A 17,548-nucleotide genomic window follows, 5' to 3' on the forward strand; every position below is an offset into this window, starting at 1 on the left:
GAGGGTCTGGCCAAGGACGGGTCCCCATCGTCTAGCGGCCCAGGACCCCGCCCTTTCACGGCGGTAGCACGGGTTCGAATCCCGTTGGGGATACGTAGTATCAGCAACACCAGTAGTTCTCAGCAGCACAGCCTGAGTCAGCAACAACCCAGGCCCCGTAGCGCAGTTGGTTAGCGCGCCGCCCTGTCACGGCGGAGGTCGCCGGTTCGAGCCCGGTCGGGGTCGCAGGAACGAAGAGGCCCACACCAGTCGGTGTGGGCCTCTTCGCTTGTTCCCCGCGGGGTCAGCGGCTGACCTCGATGGCGATCTTGCCGCGCACGTGGCCCGACTGGCTCAGGGCGAAGGCGGCCGCGGCCTCCTCGAGCGGGAAGGACCGGGCGACGGGAACGGTGAGCTTCCCCGCGTCCGCGAGGGCGGCGAGCGCCTGGAGGTCGGCCGAGTCGGGGCGCACCCACGCGGCGATGCCGCCCGCACCGGCGACCTCACCGTCGACGATGGAGCCGTGGCGACCGCCGTCCTTGAGCACCGCCTTCGTCGTCTCCAGGACGCCGCCGACGAAGTCCACGACGACATCGACGCCCTCCGGGGCGAGGGCACGCACGCGCTCGGCGAGGCCGTCGCCGTAGGTGACCGGCTCGGCGCCGAGCTCACGGAGGTAGTCGTGGTTGCGCTCAGAGGCGGTGCCGATGACGCGGGCGCCCATGGACTTCGCGATCTGGACGGCGAGCAGGCCCACTCCCCCGGCAGCCGCGTGGACGAGGACGGTGTCGCCCGCCTTCGTGCCGAGGCGGGTGAGGAGCTGGAAGGCGGTCAGCCCGGCGAGCGGGAGGCCCGCGGCCTGGTCCCAGTCGAGGGCGGCCGGCTTGCGCGCGACGGTGCGGACCGGCGCGGCCACGAGCTCGGCGAAGGTGCCGTGCTGCACCCAGTCCTTGCGGGCGTAGGCGATGACCTCGTCGCCGACCTCGTACTCCGGGGTGTCGAGACCGACGGCCTCGACGACACCCGCGACGTCCCACCCGGGGATGGCCGGGAAGTCGGCCTGCATGAGCCCGTCGAGGTAGCCGGCCATGACCTTCCAGTCGACCGGGTTGACGGAGGCGCTCCGGACGCGGATGAGGACCTCGCCGGGGCCGACCTTCGGGTCGGGGACGTCGGTGAGGGTGAGGGTGTCGGGGGTGCCGTACTGGCTGTAGGTGATGGCTCGCATGGTGGGCACAACGCGGGCGCGGGTGACGCGCATTCCGCGGCGGGCGGCTCGTTTGGGAGTTGGGCGGGGCCGTCCGTTATAGTTCCCTTCGTTGTTCATGGCCAGGTAGCTCAGTTGGTACGAGCGTCCGACTGAAAATCGGAAGGTCGGCGGTTCGACCCCGCCCCTGGCCACACAAAACCGCAGGTCACAGGCCTGCGACGGCCCTCCTCGAATCTGGGCGTTGCTAACGCTTGCTAACACGAGGCTCGAGAGACACGACGTTCCACCGCTGCAAACGGGCCTGGTGGTGGCGCCGTCTCCCTGCGCCGAAGGGCCTCTTGAGCGTGCACAGACCACACCTTCTCCGCCGGCGCAGTGGCGGACGTCGATCAAGATCGGCTGGTCAACGCACTGATGGGAATCACTTGTCAGCGCGGCGATCGGGCACTGGGGGTGAGCCCAAGAACTTCAGCAGCCTCAACTGCGCTACTATCTGCGCATGAGTGCAGATACGCAGCCGGCTCCCCTGCCTGACGAGCAGGTCGAGCTCGCCGTTGAGATCTTCAGGATGTTGGCCGACGGCACCCGGGTGCGTCTGTTGTGGGCGCTGGTTGACACTGAGCTCTCCGTCACCGGTCTGGCTGCGGCTGTGGGTAAGCCCGGCCCAGCGGTCTCGCAGCACCTGGCGAAGCTGCGGATGGCGCGGTTGGTTCGGACCCGGCGCGATGGCAACCAGGTGTTCTACCGGCTCGAGAACGACCACGTGGCGCGACTGGTACTCGACGCTGTCCACAACGCCGAACACGCGAGCGACGTGGTCCCCTCCCACCACCGAGGCGCAGTCCCCGAGCTCAGGACGGAGCGGGCGTGATGTCCTCGGCAAACACCGGTCACCACGACCACGACCACGACCACGAACATCACCGCGGGGGAGTGTGGGCCCGGCTCACCCACGCCGTGAGCCCTCACTCGCACGACGCCGCAGACTCCATCGATGCCGCGCTGGTGGCCAGCGATCGCGGCATCCGGGCGGTGAAGGTCAGCCTGGTCGCTCTCGCGGTCACTGCTGCCCTGCAGCTCGTGGTGGTGGCCGTCTCGGGGTCGGTCGCGCTGCTGGCGGACACCATCCACAACTTCTCGGACGCGCTGACCGCGGTGCCCCTGTGGATCGCCTTTGTCCTGGGGCGGCGCGCCGCCACCCGCCGCTACACCTACGGCTACGGTCGCGCCGAGGACCTTGCCGGCCTGTTCGTCATCGCGATGATCGCGCTGTCGGCGGTCGTGGCGGGGTGGCAGGCGGTCGACCGGCTGCTGAACCCGTCGGCGATCACGAACGTGGGGTGGGTGGCGCTCGCCGGGTTCATCGGGTTCCTCGGCAACGAAGCCGTCGCCATGTTCCGGATTCGTGAGGGGACGGCCATCGGGTCGGCTGCGCTGGTGGCCGATGGGCATCATGCGCGCACGGACGGCCTGACCTCGCTGGCCGTGCTGGTCGGAGCGGGAGGTGTCGCGCTGGGGTGGCAGTGGGCTGACCCCGTGATCGGGCTGGTCATCACGGTGGCCATCCTCGTGGTGCTTCGAACCGCGTCGCGTGAGGTGTTCCGTCGGCTCATGGATGCCGTGGATCCTGAACTGGTGGATCGCGCCGAGGACGTCCTGGCCACGGTCCCGGGTGTCGTCGGGGTGCAGCGTGTGCGGATGCGGTGGATAGGCCACGAGATCCAGGCCGACGCCGACCTTGAGCTCGACCCACACGCCACCTTGTCCGAAGCGCACGCCATCGCACACCGCGCCGAGGCGGTCCTGGTCGGTTCGGTGCCCAAGCTCAGTTCTGCCGTTGTGCACGCCTACCCTGCCCCCGCCCCTGACACCCAGTACTGCGCGCAGCCGCTGCCAGCCGGCTAGTCCGTGGCGAACATCCAAACGGTTGCACGGCCGCGTCAAGGTGCCCTGGTGGACCAGTCGCCGCACGCCCAAACTGGATGCCAGCGCTGGCGAATCACCAGCCTCGCCCCCGGCAGCGTGTGGCTACTCGCGGCCCGACATCAGGTCCGCGAATGGCTTACCGCCAGTCGATGCCATGAGGGACTGTCCGGTGACCACGACGATCTCCAGGTCTTCCCCCTCGCCTGAGACGTGTAGTGCCTGCGCGTCGGGTGCGAGAAGCTCGGTCGCGCGCCAGGTCTGACCGGCGTCGGTGCTGGTGTGGACCTGTCCGTCCGGTGTCAGGCCGGCGACGGAGTCTCCGTCGCCGAAGGCGGCCAGCAGCAGCAAGGGCGCCTGGTCGACCTCCTGCCACGTCACCCCACCGTCGGTGGAGCGCATCAGGCCCTCCTGAGTCGTGGCGAGAACCGTGGAGCCGTTGCGTGAGCCGGCGAGCGTCCGGGGCTGCCCATCGAGGTTCCCCTCGCGCCAGGTCCGGCCGTCGGCAGTGCTGCGCAGGACGCCGTCGAATCCGACGACGGTACTGCCGGCGGTGGTCAGGGCGTGGAAGTCCGACCCGCCTCCGCGGGACAGGACGGTCCACGTCTTCCCGGCATCGCGTGACTCGATGAGCCCGACCGGTTGCGGGAGGTCGGTCGCGGTCCCGGGGTGCCCGGAGGCGTAGAAGTGGCCTGGTCCGGCGACGGTGAACCCCATGAGGTCGATGACGGGTCCGACCCGCTGGGGGGTGGCACCGTCGTAGACGTACAGCCCGTCGTGGGCGGCGACGAGGAGCTTGCTGCTGCCGGGGTCGCGGGCGATGGCGTGGACGTGCGCCGAGGGGAGCGTGAGCGGGTCGGCGCCCGGGCGAACTGACGGGGCTGGGCTCGGCGTTTCGACCGACGTGCTCCCGGTGGCCGCCGCGGGAACGGGCGTTGGGTCAGGAGAGGCGGAGCACGCCGCCACGAGTTCGATGGAGATCACGGCGACGAGCAGGCTGAGTGCTCGTGGCAGGGAGAGTCGCTCGCGCATGGTCAGCCGAGCATCCCCTTCATGGTCGTGATCTCCTTCTCCTGGCCTTCCACGACCGCCGTCGCCAGCTGCTCCACCTCAGGGTTGGACGTGGTGTCAAGCACGTCCTGAGCCATCTCGATGGCGCCCTCGTGGTGCTCGATCATCATCGTGAGCCACATCTGGTCGAACTCGGGGCCGGAGGCGCCCATCAGTGAGCTCATGTCGTCGTCGCTCATCATCCCGCCCGAACCATGGTCCATCGAACCTGAGCTCTGCGAGGCCCCCCACTGGGCCAGCCATCCCTGCATGGTCTGGATCTCGGGGTCCTGCGCTGCCTTGATCTGACCGGCGAGAGCCTTGACGTCCGCTGAGGCCGAATCGTTGCCCAGGGCGAGGTCGGCCATCTCGACGGCCTGCTCGTGGTGCGGGATCATCATCTGCGCGAACGCCACGTCCCCGGACTCTCCGGTGGCTGTGGCGGATGACGTGGAGGTGGCCATTCCGCCCGTTCCGGACATTGATCCTTGCATGGAGTTGTCGCTGGAACCGCAGGCGCTCGTTGCCAAGGCGATCGCTGCTGAGGCAGCAAGGACGGCGAAACGGGTGGTGGGGCGCACGAGTGAATCTCCTAGTGTCAGGTTCAGGATGAGGAAAGAGCAATCTTGCCCGCCGGGTCGTTGAGGTCCGTTGGTCGTTCTGTGAAGGTTCGGTGAAGTTGGCGTGCCCCGTGCTGCCTGGATGCGCGGTACAGGCTGCAGCTGCCGGCGCGCGATCATGACCAGTGCCCGAGCCACGACACCCATCAGTGCCGTCGCGCAGCGACGATGGACGTCGCGTGACTCAGCTGTGATGCTCGGTGTGCTGGCTGCTCGGCACCGGCGTGGCTGGCCTGTCGCTCGGCTCGTCGTAACCGCTCAGCGCCGGACCGATGACAAAGGCCGAGACAGCGAACATTGCGGTGAAAACGGCGACCGCGATCGCTGGCGCGACCCAGGTCCCGAACCGGCGGTAGATGCGTCGCAGGGCGGGCAGGGAGAACAGCAGGCCGAGACCATAGAACAGCACGTTGCCGCCGGCGCCCGCAACGAACGCTGTACCCGCGATGAGCCCGACATGGTGCATCACATGCGGAAGGACACCCATCACCACGCCCACCACCGCGCCAGCGGCGTCCCGAAGTGTCCCGATACGGCTGGTCTGAGCTTCAGGCACGGTATGACACCGTTGTCATCATGCCTGCCTCGGCATGGTAGATGTTGTGGCAGTGCGTAGCCCACTGCCCGGGGTTGTCCGCGTCGAGATCGACGACCAGGGTCTGCATGGGCCGCACGATCACGGTGTCCTTGCGGGCGCCACCTTGCGCGAGGCCGAATGTGTGCCCGTGGACGTGCATGGGGTGGAACATCATCGACATGTTCTGGAACCGCAGCCGAACGCGTTCTCCCTCACGCACCTCGAGTGGATCGGCGTCCTCGAAAGTGGCCCCGTTGATCGTCCACCGGTAGGGGGCCATCGCGCCGGTGAGCACCAGGTCGTGCGTGCGGTCCACCGGTGCATCAGCAAGCGCCACCACGTCGGCGGCCCGAAGGTCGGCCCCGGTCAGAACCCGCCGATCGAGCTCCTGCGGGCGCACGGTCTCCGACGGCGCCGGTCCCGAGCTGGTCCGCACCATCGCCAGCCCCTGCCCGTCCTTACCCTCGGCGGAGGCCACGAGCGGGAACACGCCATCACCCAAAGTGACGATCACGTCGTAGCGTTCACCCATCCCCAGCAGCAGCGCGTCGGTCTGCTGTGGCTTCACCGGGAAGCCGTCACTGTGTGTCACCGTCATCCGGTGGCCGCCGAGAGCGACCCTGAACGCGGTATCCGATCCCGCGTTGACGATGCGCATCCGCACGCGCTGACCCGCCCCGGCGCGCAAGGTGGACGGAGCCGCCGGCACCCGGCCGTTGACCAGGTAGTACGGATAGTCAACATCGCCCGCCCCGCCGAGCAGCGGCGAGGACATGCCGCCCCCACCCATCGATCCGTGGTCCATTCCCCCCATCTGCATGCCGCCGTCCATGCCGCCAGGCTCCCCGGCCGAGGCCGCCTGAAGGCCCGCCAAGACATCGTCCGGGGTGCGCCCGGTGCCGTCGACCCAGTCATCGAGTACCACGACCCACTCCACGTCGTAGTCACCCGGTTCAGTTGGGTCATCCACCACCAAGACCCCGTACAGGCCGCGGTCGAGCTGCACCCCCGAGTGGGGGTGATAGAAGTACGTGCCCGGGTCCGGGACGGTGAACTCGTAGGTGAACTCCGCGCCGGCGCGGATCGGCCGCTGCGTCATCCCCGGGACACCATCCATGTCGTTGCGCAGAGCGATTCCGTGCCAGTGAACGCTGGTCTCCACAGGCAGCGCGTTCTCTACCACCACCCGCAGCTGCTCACCGCTCGTCGCCCGCAGCAATGGACCCGGCACACTTTCGCCGTAGGCCCAGGTCGACACCGTCTTTCCCCCCAGGTCCACTGTCGCCAGACGGGGCGACAGCCTGGCGGCGACTGTTCGTTGGCCCGCCCCGCGGCGCGCAGCCTCGGCCCGCTGCACGCTGGGTGACGTGGCGGCAACGGCTGAGCTGCGGCTGCTGCCGCAGGCAGTCAGACCACCCAGCGAGAGCACTCCGGCAGCGGATCCCAGGAGGACAGTGCGGCGATTGATTGATGTCATGAGCTTCCTTGCGCGATGGGGAGTTCGGTTTCGTGACCTCCCGGCGGGGGATTGTCAGTGGCGGGCGTGGAGGACGTTGTGACGTGCCCGATATTCCTCGGCGTCGATCCGGCCTCGCGCGAACTCCTCGTCCAGGACGCGGTCCGGGTCATGACCGGGCTGAACAACGCCCGGGTCGGAGGTGCCCCGGAACAGGGCAAGGATGCCGAAGGTGACCAGGGCCCACAGCGCGACCATCGTGAGGATCATCAGCAGCCAATCAACCCAACCCATGCCGTTGCTCCACATCACGACGCTCACCTTTCCTGTGCGACCTGTGTGGGCAACAGTCCCGCATCACCCCTAGCGCCCCGGCTGTGGTTCCGTGAAGGTTCGCTGAAGAAGACCACCCACAGTCGCCGCTCGAGGCGCCCCAGCCTTTGCTACCCTCACCCGCGGTTCCCCGATCACGGATGACGGCTGCGCCCAGGCTCGCGCGACCTTCAGCGAACCTTCACCAATCCGGGCCACGCCCTCCACACGGTGGGAGCACGATCACAGGTGCAAGCGGACGGCCCTGTTCGCGTCGTGCGCAGGGCTGGTACCGCTTCAGGTAGGTGAGTGTGGTGACCGCATCAACCCAGTCCGGTCCACGTCACCGGAAGACCCTCCCGAGCGGTGAACCGGTCCTGATCGCATCAGGACTCAGAAAGTCCTATCGCCGTGGCGCGTGGCCTTTCCGGCGCTCCGTCGCGGTCCTGGCCGGGGCCGACATCGACCTCTTCCCCGGTGAGGTGGTGGGCCTGGTCGGGGAGAACGGGTCCGGCAAGAGCACGCTGATGAAGATCCTGGTGGGCGCTCTCGCCGCGGACGGCGGGGAAATCATGCGCCGGGGTCAGCTCGGGTACTGCCCCCAAGAGCCGGTCCTCTACAGCCGACTCACCTGTGACGAGCACTTCGAGCTGTTCGGCCGTGCGTACGGCATCCCCGACGCCGCTGCGGCACGCAGCCGCGGGGCGATCTACGACTCGCTGGGGTTTCAGCGGTACGCGCGCACCCGGGCCGACCAGCTTTCGGGTGGAACGCTGTCCAAGCTCAACCTCGGGCTGGCCCTGCTGCCCGACCCTGCGGCCCTCCTGTTGGATGAGCCGTATGCCGGGTTCGACTGGGATACCTACCAGCGGTTCTGGGCGTTGGTGCATGACCGCCGGGCCGCGGGCCGCAGCGTCCTGATCATCAGCCACTTCGTCGTGGACGAGGATCGCTTCGACCGCATCCTCGACATTCGTGACGGCAGGACGTGGCCACGATGACGCTCTTGGTGCGGCGGTTCCTAACCGACTACGCGCGCACCAGAGCCAACCTCCTGATGCTGGCTGTGATCCCGGTCGTTTTCGTCATCGTCGCGGCGGACAGCATGTCCGACGCGGCCCGCCTGCTGGGGGGCGCAAGTAACGGCTCCGGTATCGCCACCGTGACCGCCGGTTGGGCGGCGGGGTTCCTGGCCGCCGTCGCGATGTACTTCCAAGTCTCCTCGGCCCGCGACACCGACCGGCGCCTCGTCCTCGCCGGGCTGCCGAGGTCACAGCTCGTGGCCGCACGGCTGGTCACCGGCGCTTCCCTCGCCGTCCTGGGCAGCGCCGCCGCACTGACTGCGCTGCTCCTGCGCACCGGCATCGACCAGCCGGCTCGTGTGGCAACAGGAACGCTGATGTTCGCCGCCATCTACCTCGCCGTCGGCGCCATCGTCGGCGCCACCGTCCCCGACCCTGTCAACGGCACCCTGGTGCTGCTCTTCATCTGGATCATCGACGTCTTCTTCGGCCCAGCCCTCAGCGCGTCGCAGTCCGTCCTGACTCGGGTGCTGCCGACCCACTACGTGTCGCTATGGACGGTCGCCCTCCCCCCGGGGCACGGCGGCCCGCGCGAACTGGCCGTGTCGTTGCTCTGGACGGTGTTCGCCCTGCTCATCGCCTTCGCGGTGGTGAGCAGCACCAGCCGCGTGGTGCGATCGAAGCCTGCGCACACCATCCGTCACCCAGTGAGAAGCCAGCTCGCGGCCGGCCTGCGGATGGGGTGGCGTGGGTGGCGGCGCACCCCCGCGTTGTGGATCCTGCTCGCAGTCGTCCCCGCGGTGTTCATCTGGCTCGCCGACGCGGTCACCCCCCGAGGCAGCACGGCGGTAGTCCTGGTCGAGGACGGCGTGCGCTTCACCGACCTCGTCGACCCCGCACACATCCACGCCGGCACCATGGCACCCATCGCTGTGGGGTCTCTGGCCGCCCTGACCGGGGTGTTCATGAGCCTTGACGCGGGCCGTGCTGAGCAGCGCCTTGTCCTGGCCGGGCAGCGAGCACGCGTCGTCATCGCCACACGGCTGGGCATGGTCATGTCGGCGGCCGCCATCTCGACCATCGCAGCTGCCCTCGTCACGGCCATGGTCTTCCAACCGCACCAGTGGGGGCCATACCTCCTTGCCCTGATCCTGTCAGCGGCAACGTACGGCCTCATCGGCATGCTCCTCGGGCCATTGTTCGGACGGGTGGCCGGGGCCTACGTGGCCTTCCTCATCCCCTTCCTGGATCTAGGTATCGGCCAAAGCCCGATGGTTCGGGGTGAGCCAGCCGCGTGGGCGAGGTACCTACCCGGATACGGAAGCACAAGAGTCCTTATCGACGGGGCCCTCACCACCGGCTTCGACGAGACGAGCTCACTCCTGATCGCCGCGTCCTGGATCATCGGGCTGACAGCCGCGTTCATCGCCCTGTTCCGCCACGGCGTCCAAAGCCCCACGACGCGGCATCCGCAAAAGGTGCCGCTACCGCCCCCGCAGCCAGACTAAGGGGTTGCCAATGCTGCCCCGGACCCAGGCCTGCCGGTGACACGGCACGACCTGCCGGTCCATCCCGTGCGAAGGAGCGCCGCCGGTGCCTTCGTGCAGCGGCGCCACGCCGCCCTCGGTCTGCGCCGCGAGACGACAACAGCGAGCCGGCGGTGCCAAGGCACCGCCGGCTCGAACTGTACGGGCGTCAGCAGGTGTGCGTCGGGTCCCACATCGAGAAGCCTCGGTGCATGCCCGGGTTGTGGTTCTGGTCGAAGCCCATGCTCTGGGCGCATTCGCGCACGTGCTGGCCGTACATCGCGGCGTCTGCAGGTGCTGCCGAGGCCGACGCGGACGCCAGGACCACCCCGAGTGCGACGGATGCTGTCGTGGCGGCGAATCTGAGTGCGAAGCGTGTCATGGTGCGTTCCTTCTCTTGTGTGTGGATGTTCGTGTTCGGTGGTGCCACCGTGGCCTTGGCTAGCGCGGGAGCGCTGACCTTGGTAGGCGGTAGTGGTCGTGACGGGCACCCTTGGTGGTGGCCGTGTCAGTTGCCGGGACGCGCGTGTCGTCTCATCTATCCGTGGGTGGACAGCAAGTTTTGGCGGGAGCGGTACTCCTCGGCGTCGATCTCGCCGCGGGCGAACCGCTCGTCAAGGATCAGCTGGGCCTCCCGCTCACGACTTCCATCGCGCGCGCCAGTACCGCCGGTGCCGCGGAAGATTGCCACGATCCCGAACACGACCACGGCCCAGAAGCCCACCGTCGTCAGGGTCATGAGGAGCCATCCTCCCCATCCCATGCCGTTGCCCCACATCATGGTGCTCACCTCTCTCGCCCGTCGATGACACCAACCTCCTCGCCCACCCCCTGCTGCGCGGTCGCGTTTTCGTGAAGGTTCGCTGAAGATGTGGGGAGCAAGCCCCGCTGAAGCGCCCTCCACGCTCGGCGGCTGCGACGATGAGCCCATGGCTGACACAGATCCCATCGCAACGTCGGCTACCGGCCAGCCGTTACCCAAGGCACGCGCCGCCACCCGCGCACTCGTGGTGGAGGACGAGATAGCGATGGCGACCGTCATCGCGAGCTATCTCGAGCGCGAGGGGTTCGAGGTCCACCTGAGCCATGACGGTCTGGACGCCGTGGTGAAAGCCCGCGAGGTCGACCCGGACATCGTCGTGCTCGACCTCGGCCTGCCAGGTCAGGACGGTCTGGAGGTCTGTCGCCAGCTGCGGACCTTCTCCGACGCCTACGTCGTCATGCTCACCGCCCGTAGCGACGAGGTGGACACCCTGATCGGCCTGTCGGTCGGCGCTGATGACTACCTCACCAAGCCGTTCAGCCCGCGCGAGCTGGTGGCCCGCCTGCGGGCGATGCTGCGCCGACCCCTCCCCATCGGCCCGGCCGCTCCGGACAGCGAGGGGTTCCGATCGTTCGGAGCCTTGACGATCGACCCCACAGGGCGTGACGTCTGGCTGCACGACGAGCCGATCGCCCTGACCCGAACCGAGTTCGACGTCCTCGCGGTGCTGTCCGAGCGCCCCCGGATGGCGTACAGCAGACGTCAGCTCATCGACGCCGTCTGGGGGCAGACCTGGGTGGGCGACGAGCACCTCGTCGACGTCCACATCGGCCACCTACGCCGCAAGCTCGGCGACGAGGCCAACACGTCCCTTTTCGTCCGTACAGTGCGCGGCGTCGGCTACCGGATGGGCACCGGCGAGTGACCCCTCGAAACTGGCTCGCCACTCACCGCGCCGCTGCCAGCCTGTCCACCCGCCTGCTCGTCGCGCAGGCCCTGGTGCTCCTCGCGGGCGCAGCCACGTCGTGGGTGGTGGCCTCCGTCGTCGCCCCGGGCATCTTCCACGAGCACCTCGTCCGAGCCGGAGTCGGGCACACCACGGCCGAGGCCGCCCACGTCGAGGAGGCGTTCGGCTCTGCGCTGATCATCTCGCTCGGTGTCGCGCTCCTGACTTCGGTCCTCATGGCGCTGTTGGTGACCGGATACTTCACCCGCCGGGTCCAGCGCTCGACGACCCAGGTGTCCCACGCAGCGGCCAGGATCGCCGAGGGCCAGTTCGGGGCACGCGTGCCCAGCCCCGGCCTCGGCCCCGACTTCGACCAGCTCGCGTCCACTATCAACGACCTCGCTGAGCGCCTCGGCGACGTCGAACGCACCCGGCGCCGCATCCTGGCCGACCTCGCCCACGAGATGCGTAACCCGCTGGCCACCATCGAGGCGCACCTGGAGGCGCTGGAGGACGGGGTGCGCGACCTCGACGAGCCAACCCTTGCGGCGCTGCACGGCGGAACGCAGCGGCTGCACCGCCTGGCCGAGGACATCAGCGCCGTCTCACGCGCCGAGGAGGGTCAGCTGGACTCGCGCCCGGTCCGCACCAACCCGCAGCTGCTCCTGGAGTCGGCGGCCGCCGCCGCGCAGGACGCCTACGACTCCGGCGACGTCCGGCTCGTCGTCGCGAGCACCGGAACCCTCCCAGCCGTCCACGTTGACCCCGAGCGCATGGGCCAGGTCCTGGCCAACCTGCTCGAGAACGCCCTGCGCCACACCCCTTCGGGCGGTTCGGTCCACCTCTCGGCCAACCAACCCGACCAGCACTGGGTGGAGCTGAACGTCACCGACACCGGCGAAGGCATCACCGCCGAAGCCCTCCCCCACGTCTTCGAACGGTTCTACCGCGCAGACCCTGCGCGGCGCCGCCAGGCAGGTAGCAGCGGCAGCGGCATCGGTCTGACGATCAGCCGCGCCCTGGTCGAGGCACACGGCGGAGGCCTCTCCGCGGTCAGTGCCGGCAAAGGTCACGGTTCGGCGTTCACCATTCGGCTACCCACCGCCGGCGGCGGGTAGGGCCCTCACCCGGGAATACACCCCCCCGGGGTATGGTTCTGCCAGAGACGGAAGGACGGGCATGACCGATCACGCGCCACACCCCGCCACGATCCCGGGCTACACCGACGACAAGGACAGCCACCTCACGCGGCTGCGTCGCATCGAAGGACAGGTGCGCGGGTTGCAGCGGATGGTCGAGGCCGACACGTACTGCATCGACATCCTCACCCAGGTCTCCGCGGCCACCAAGGCCCTGGAAGCCGTCGCCCTGGGCCTGCTGGATGACCACCTGCGGCACTGCATGGTCCACGCCGCGAACGACCCCGCCCACCTCGAGGAGAAGCTGAGCGAGGCCTCCTCCGCCATCGCTCGACTCGTCCGATCCTGAACCCGACGACCCACCAGCAGTACCTGAAGGAGACACCCCATGAACACCCAGACCTTTGCTGTCACCGGCATGACCTGCGGCCACTGCGTGAGCGCCGTGAGCAGCGAGATCCAGCAGATCCCCGGCGTCACCGACGTCACCGTCGACCTCGCCGCCGGAGGAACCTCGACCGTCACGGTGACCAGTAACACCCCGGTCAGCGAGGCCGACGTCGCCACCGCCCTCGACGAGGCCGGCGACTACCACCTCGCCACCGCCTGACAACGCAGCACAGGCCCTCGACCAGGGTCGGAAGGACAGCAATGACCACGCACGTGGACGACACCCAGCAGCAGGACCGCGACGTCGAGCTCGTGATCGGGGGCATGACCTGCGCGTCCTGCGCGGCCCGCATCGAGAAGAAGCTGAACAAGATGCCCGGCGTCACGGCCACGGTGAACTACGCGACCGAGAAGGCCAAGGTCAGCTTCGCCGCCGACGTGGACCCGGCGGACCTCGTCGCCACCGTCGAGGCCACCGGCTACACGGCGACCCTGCCCGCCCCACCCACCACGGACACCACCAGCGCCCCGGTGGATGCCGCGCAGCGCGCCAAGGACGAAGAAGCCGCCTCGTGGCGCCAGCGACTGGTCGTCTCGACCGTCCTGAGCGTGCCGGTGCTCCTGATGTCCATGGTGCCGGCCCTGCAGTTCGACAACTGGCAGTGGCTCTCCCTGACCCTGGCCTCCCCCGTCGTCGTGTGGGGCGCCCTGCCGTTCCACCGTGCGGCCTGGGCGAACCTGCGCCACGGCGCGGCCACCATGGACACCCTCATCTCGGTCGGCGTGGGCGCTGCCTACCTCTGGTCGCTGTGGGCGCTGTTCTTCACCGACGCCGGCATGACCGGCATGCGGATGCCGTTCGACCTCTTCCCCGGTCGCTCCGGAGCCGAGGAGGCACACCTCTACCTCGAGGTCGCCGCCGCGGTCACCACCTTCATCATCGCCGGGCGCTACTTCGAGGCCAAGGCCAAACGCACCTCCGGTGCCGCCTTGCGCGCCCTGCTGGACATGGGCGCCAAGGACGTCGCCGTCCTGCAACACGGTCCTGGGGGGCCGGTCGAGGTCCGGATGCCGGTCTCGCAGCTGGCCGTCGGCGACCGCTTCGTCGTGCGACCGGGCGAGAAGGTCGCCACCGACGGCACGATCATCAGCGGCACCTCCGCCATCGACGCCGCCATGCTCACCGGCGAGTCCGTCCCCGTCGAGGTCGCCCCCGGCGACAGCGTCGTCGGCGCCACCGTCAACGCCGGAGGACGCCTGGTCGTCCAGGCCACACGCATCGGCTCCGACACCCAGCTCGCCCAGATGGCCCGCCTCGTCGAGGACGCCCAGAACGGCAAGGCCGACGTCCAGCGACTCGCCGACCGGGTGTCCGCCGTGTTCGTCCCCATCGTCATCGGGCTGTCCCTGACCACCCTGGCTGCATGGCTGGTCACCGACCACTCCGCGACCGCGGCCTTCACCGCGGCCGTCGCCGTCCTGATCATCGCCTGCCCCTGCGCGCTCGGGCTGGCCACTCCCACAGCCTTGCTCGTCGGCACCGGTCGCGGCGCGCAGCTCGGCATCCTCATCAAGGGCCCACAGATCCTGGAGTCCACCCGCCGCGTCGACACCATCGTGCTCGACAAGACCGGGACCGTGACCACCGGCTACATGGGCGTCAGCCAGGTCCACCCGGCCGAGGGCGAGTCCGTGGGCGAGGTGCTCAGCATCGCCGGCGCCCTCGAAGACGCCTCCGAGCACCCCATCGGTCGCGCCATCGCCAAGCACGCCAGCGAGAGCGGCATCGACCTGGCCACCGTCCAGGACTTCACCGGGCACGGTGGCAACGGCGTCTCCGGAGTCGTTGACGGCCACGCCGCCCAGGCCGGTCGCCGCTCCTGGCTCGCCGATCACTGGTCGCTGACCGCCCCCGAGGACCTTGTGCAGCTGGCCGAGGCCGCCGAGACCGAAGGCCGCACCCCGGTCTGGGTCGCCTGGGACGGCAACATCCGCGCAGTGGTCGTCGTGTCCGACACGGTCAAGGACAGCTCAGGGCCTGCCATCGCGGACCTGCGGCAACTCGGGCTGCGCCCGGTGCTGCTCACCGGTGACAACGAACGTGCCGCCCGCGAGGTCGCCCGCCAGGTCGGCATCGACCCGCAGGACGTCATCGCCGAGGTTCTCCCGGCGGACAAGGTCGACGTCGTCAAGCGCCTGCAGTCCGAAGGTGCGGTCGTGGCGATGGTCGGCGACGGCGTCAACGACGCCGCGGCCCTGGCCCAGGCCGACCTCGGGCTGGCCATGGGCACCGGCACCGACGTCGCCATCGAGGCCTCCGACCTCACGTTGGTCAGCGGGGACCTACGAGCCGCCCCGGACGCCATCCGGCTTTCCCGAGCCACCTTGGGAACCATCAAGGGCAACCTGTTCTGGGCGTTCGCCTACAACGTCGCCGCCCTCCCCCTGGCCGCGTTCGGGTTGCTCAACCCCCTGATCGCCGGCGCTGCCATGGCATTCAGCTCCGTGTTCGTCGTCAGCAACAGCCTGCGCCTACGACGCTTCGACCCCTCCCGCTGAGCGCGCCCGCCCTGTCATTGCCCGACCGGGACCGGGCAATGACAGGGCTGCATTGTTCAGCGAACCTTGACCGAACCTCCACGCTCCCCACGGGTTGTCTCCTGGGACTGCTGCACGAACGGGTGACAGGTTGGGTCACGCAGCCTGAGTGGCGGGCGTGGTCATGATGGCTTCGTATTCAACAGGGGTCAATCGTCCGAGGCCGGCCTGGCGTCGGCGTCGGTGGTAGGTCCTCTCGATCCAGGTCACGATCGCGATCCGGAGCTCCTCGCGGGTGGCCCAGGCGCGGCGGTCGAGGACGTTCTTTTGGAGCAGTGAGAAGAAGCTCTCCATGGCCGCGTTGTCCCCGGCCGCACCGACGCGGCCCATGGATCCGACCATGCCGTGCCGGTTGAGTGCGTGGACGAATTTCCTGCTTCGAAATTGCGATCCTCTGTCCGTGTGAACCACACAGCCGGCCACGTCGCCGCGCCTGGCGACCGCGTTGTTCAGCGCCGCGACCGCCAGTCGCGACTTCATCCTCGAGTCGATCGAGTAGCCCACGATCCGGTTGGAGTAGACGTCCTTCATCGCGCAGACGTAGAGCTTGCCTTCCGCGGCGGTCCAATGCTCCGTGATGTCCGACAGCCACAACTCGTTCGCGGCATCAGCCTTGAACTCGTGCCGGACGACGCCGTGCTTGTCGACCACGGCGCACAGGTCGTCGTGGACCGGTGGACCGGGCTTCTTCGCCTTGCCGTGCTTGGGCTTGCCGAACACCGACCACCACCCCAGCTGGGAACAGATCCGCCACGCTGTCCGCTCCGCCATCGCCTCACCTGCGATAGCGGCCTCGTCGACCAGGAACCGATACCCGAACTCCGGGTCGTCCTTGTGGGCGTCGAACAGCGCGTTGGCGCGGTAGGCCTCGACCAGTTCTGCGTCGGTGACCGGCGCCTGGAGCCAGCGGTAGTAGGGCTGGCGAGCGATCTTGAGTACCCGGCACGTCACCGTGACGGGGATCCCGTCGACGGCCAGCTCGCGGACGAGCGGGTACATCATTTTCCCGGCAGATTGGCCTGCGACAAGTAGGCAGCCGCCCGGCGCAGCACCTCGACTTTTTCTCGAGGAGCCGGTTGCGCCGCTTCAACTCGCGTAGCTGGGCGTTCTGGTCCTCGGTCATCCCGGGCTTGGTGCCGTCTTCGACGTCGGCGGCGCGCATCCAGGAGTTCAACGTGGTCTGGTGGATCCCGAAGTCCTTCGCGATCTGCTCCAGCGGGGTCTTCGGATCCCGGCTCCTGGCGACACGAACAACGTCGTCACGGAACTCGCGGGGGTAGGGCTTGGGCACAGCGACATCCTCTCAAGCCTGCCCGTCGGGCAAGCCAGTTCAGTTGTCACCTATTCGTGCAGCAGTCCCCCTCGATGCTCGAGGACATCAGGTGAACCGTCGAGGAGGCGCCCGTGTCCACCCGCCTGGCCCACAACGAGGGTCCAGAAGCTGGCGCGAATTCTGGGGCAGGTGCCTGGGCACGCCTGCACCCCCGGGCCACGCACGAGCAACGCGTATGATACCCCTTGGGGTATAACCGAGTGAGGAGCACACCATGACCTACGCACTGAGCATCGCGATCGACCTCCCCTTCGACGAGACGGTGGAGGCGACGCGAGACGCATTGACCACCAGCGGGTTCGGGGTGGTTTCCGACATCGACATGCACGCGACCTTCGGCGCCAAGCTGGGAGAGTCGGCCGCGGCGGAGCTCGGGGAGTACCGCATCCTGGGTGCCTGCAACCCCAGGCTTGCGCAGAAGGCCCTGGCCAGTGAGCCGGACGTCGGGCTCCTGCTCCCCTGCAACGTCGTCGTGCGCCGCGCCCCGCACGCCACGTCCACCACCGTCCAGGCCATCGACGCGATGGTCATCAGTGACCTGAGCGGCCACGCTGGCGTCACCGAGGTGGCGTCCGAGGCCACCGCTTTGCTCAGGGCCGCCCTGGACGTACTCGCGGCTGGTGGAGGCGCCAAGTCCGCGGACCTCGGCCTTTCGGACGCGGCGTCATGACCTACGGGACCATCCGGCGTCCACGCACTCAGAG

General features: G+C 68.7%; 18 protein-coding genes, 3 tRNA genes and 1 pseudogene. 13 read left to right on the plus strand and 9 right to left on the minus strand.

Going from position 1 to position 17,548, the window contains the following annotated elements:
• The first annotated feature begins 20 nt into the window (after positions 1-20).
• Positions 21-93, plus strand: a tRNA-Glu gene (locus ACQBAS_RS11595).
• A 58-nt stretch (positions 94-151) separates the two neighbouring features.
• Positions 152-225: transfer RNA gene (locus tag ACQBAS_RS11600), tRNA-Asp, on the plus strand.
• A gap of 58 nt (positions 226-283) precedes the next feature.
• On the opposite strand, the gene ACQBAS_RS11605 is transcribed toward ACQBAS_RS11600, so the two are convergent.
• Complete coding sequence (locus ACQBAS_RS11605; protein WP_427383964.1) at positions 284-1,207, minus strand: NADP-dependent oxidoreductase; 924 nt, start codon at positions 1,205-1,207, stop codon at positions 284-286.
• A gap of 99 nt (positions 1,208-1,306) precedes the next feature.
• Here ACQBAS_RS11605 and ACQBAS_RS11610 point away from each other — a divergent pair.
• The 3 genes from ACQBAS_RS11610 to ACQBAS_RS11620 all read left to right on the plus strand — a co-directional run bounded on the left by ACQBAS_RS11610 (position 1,307) and on the right by ACQBAS_RS11620 (position 3,094).
• Positions 1,307-1,380, plus strand: a tRNA-Phe gene (locus ACQBAS_RS11610).
• Positions 1,381-1,688: 308 nt separating this feature from the next.
• On the plus strand, positions 1,689-2,060 hold the full coding sequence (locus ACQBAS_RS11615) for an ArsR/SmtB family transcription factor (protein WP_427383965.1): 372 nt from the start codon (positions 1,689-1,691) through the stop codon (positions 2,058-2,060).
• Positions 2,060-3,094: a cation diffusion facilitator family transporter gene (locus ACQBAS_RS11620; protein WP_427383966.1), complete on the plus strand. Its 1,035-nt coding sequence runs from the start codon at positions 2,060-2,062 to the stop codon at positions 3,092-3,094. The genes ACQBAS_RS11615 and ACQBAS_RS11620 overlap by 1 nt, the downstream gene beginning before the upstream one ends.
• A 123-nt stretch (positions 3,095-3,217) precedes the next feature.
• Here ACQBAS_RS11620 and ACQBAS_RS11625 read toward each other — a convergent pair whose 3' ends face one another.
• From ACQBAS_RS11625 to ACQBAS_RS11645, 5 genes are all read right to left on the minus strand, one after another.
• Complete coding sequence (locus ACQBAS_RS11625; RefSeq protein WP_427383967.1) at positions 3,218-4,144, minus strand: F510_1955 family glycosylhydrolase; 927 nt, start codon at positions 4,142-4,144, stop codon at positions 3,218-3,220.
• A 2-nt stretch (positions 4,145-4,146) separates the two neighbouring features.
• Positions 4,147-4,743, minus strand: a complete 597-nt coding sequence (locus ACQBAS_RS11630; protein ID WP_427383968.1) for a DUF305 domain-containing protein — start codon at positions 4,741-4,743, stop codon at positions 4,147-4,149.
• A 223-nt stretch (positions 4,744-4,966) separates the two neighbouring features.
• Positions 4,967-5,338 carry a hypothetical protein gene (locus ACQBAS_RS11635; protein ID WP_427383969.1) on the minus strand — a complete coding sequence of 124 codons (372 nt, stop codon included), beginning with the start codon at positions 5,336-5,338 and terminating at the stop codon, positions 4,967-4,969.
• Entirely contained in the window at positions 5,331-6,836 is a 1,506-nt protein-coding gene (locus ACQBAS_RS11640) for a multicopper oxidase family protein (protein WP_427383970.1), read from the minus strand. Before ACQBAS_RS11640 ends, ACQBAS_RS11635 begins: the two co-directional genes overlap by 8 nt.
• Positions 6,837-6,890: 54 nt before the next feature.
• Positions 6,891-7,124, minus strand: coding sequence for an SHOCT domain-containing protein (locus ACQBAS_RS11645; RefSeq protein WP_427385636.1), 234 nt, complete (start codon positions 7,122-7,124; stop codon positions 6,891-6,893).
• A gap of 308 nt (positions 7,125-7,432) precedes the next feature.
• Between ACQBAS_RS11645 and ACQBAS_RS11650 the strand changes: the two genes are divergently transcribed.
• Both ACQBAS_RS11650 and ACQBAS_RS11655 read left to right on the plus strand, forming a co-directional pair.
• Positions 7,433-8,128, plus strand: a complete 696-nt coding sequence (locus ACQBAS_RS11650; RefSeq protein WP_427383971.1) for an ATP-binding cassette domain-containing protein — start codon at positions 7,433-7,435, stop codon at positions 8,126-8,128.
• A gap of 56 nt (positions 8,129-8,184) precedes the next feature.
• Entirely contained in the window at positions 8,185-9,657 is a 1,473-nt protein-coding gene (locus tag ACQBAS_RS11655) for an ABC transporter permease (RefSeq protein WP_427383973.1), read from the plus strand.
• Positions 9,658-9,844: 187 nt separating this feature from the next.
• Here the strand turns inward: ACQBAS_RS11655 and ACQBAS_RS11660 are convergent, their stop codons facing one another.
• Both ACQBAS_RS11660 and ACQBAS_RS11665 read right to left on the minus strand, forming a co-directional pair.
• On the minus strand, positions 9,845-10,057 hold the full coding sequence (locus ACQBAS_RS11660; RefSeq protein WP_427383974.1) for a hypothetical protein: 213 nt from the start codon (positions 10,055-10,057) through the stop codon (positions 9,845-9,847).
• Positions 10,058-10,213: 156 nt separating this feature from the next.
• A complete protein-coding gene (locus tag ACQBAS_RS11665) occupies positions 10,214-10,414 on the minus strand; it encodes an SHOCT domain-containing protein (protein ID WP_427383975.1) in 201 nt (66 codons plus the stop codon).
• A gap of 289 nt (positions 10,415-10,703) precedes the next feature.
• On the opposite strand from ACQBAS_RS11665, the gene ACQBAS_RS11670 reads away from it, so the two are divergent.
• From ACQBAS_RS11670 to ACQBAS_RS11690, 5 genes are all read left to right on the plus strand, one after another.
• Positions 10,704-11,363, plus strand: coding sequence for a winged helix-turn-helix domain-containing protein (locus ACQBAS_RS11670; protein ID WP_427383976.1), 660 nt, complete (start codon positions 10,704-10,706; stop codon positions 11,361-11,363).
• A complete protein-coding gene (locus ACQBAS_RS11675; protein ID WP_427383977.1) occupies positions 11,360-12,502 on the plus strand; it encodes a sensor histidine kinase in 1,143 nt (380 codons plus the stop codon). Before ACQBAS_RS11670 ends, ACQBAS_RS11675 begins: the two co-directional genes overlap by 4 nt.
• Before the next feature lie 61 nt (positions 12,503-12,563).
• A complete protein-coding gene (locus ACQBAS_RS11680) occupies positions 12,564-12,872 on the plus strand; it encodes a metal-sensitive transcriptional regulator (RefSeq protein ID WP_427383978.1) in 309 nt (102 codons plus the stop codon).
• A gap of 39 nt (positions 12,873-12,911) precedes the next feature.
• Positions 12,912-13,133: a heavy-metal-associated domain-containing protein gene (locus tag ACQBAS_RS11685; RefSeq protein ID WP_427383979.1), complete on the plus strand. Its 222-nt coding sequence runs from the start codon at positions 12,912-12,914 to the stop codon at positions 13,131-13,133.
• Positions 13,134-13,174: 41 nt separating this feature from the next.
• Positions 13,175-15,472, plus strand: coding sequence for a heavy metal translocating P-type ATPase (locus ACQBAS_RS11690; protein WP_427383980.1), 2,298 nt, complete (start codon positions 13,175-13,177; stop codon positions 15,470-15,472).
• Positions 15,473-15,607: 135 nt separating this feature from the next.
• On the opposite strand, the pseudogene ACQBAS_RS11695 reads toward ACQBAS_RS11690, so the two are convergent.
• Positions 15,608-16,802: pseudogene (locus ACQBAS_RS11695) on the minus strand (IS3 family transposase).
• Positions 16,803-17,058: 256 nt separating this feature from the next.
• Here ACQBAS_RS11695 and ACQBAS_RS11700 point away from each other — a divergent pair.
• Entirely contained in the window at positions 17,059-17,514 is a 456-nt protein-coding gene (locus ACQBAS_RS11700) for a DUF302 domain-containing protein (RefSeq protein ID WP_427383981.1), read from the plus strand.
• Positions 17,515-17,548 lie beyond the last annotated feature (34 nt).

It is taken from the genome of Janibacter zhaoxuefangae (genome assembly GCF_050271985.1).
In the GTDB taxonomy this organism is placed as follows: Bacteria; Actinomycetota; Actinomycetes; order Actinomycetales; family Dermatophilaceae.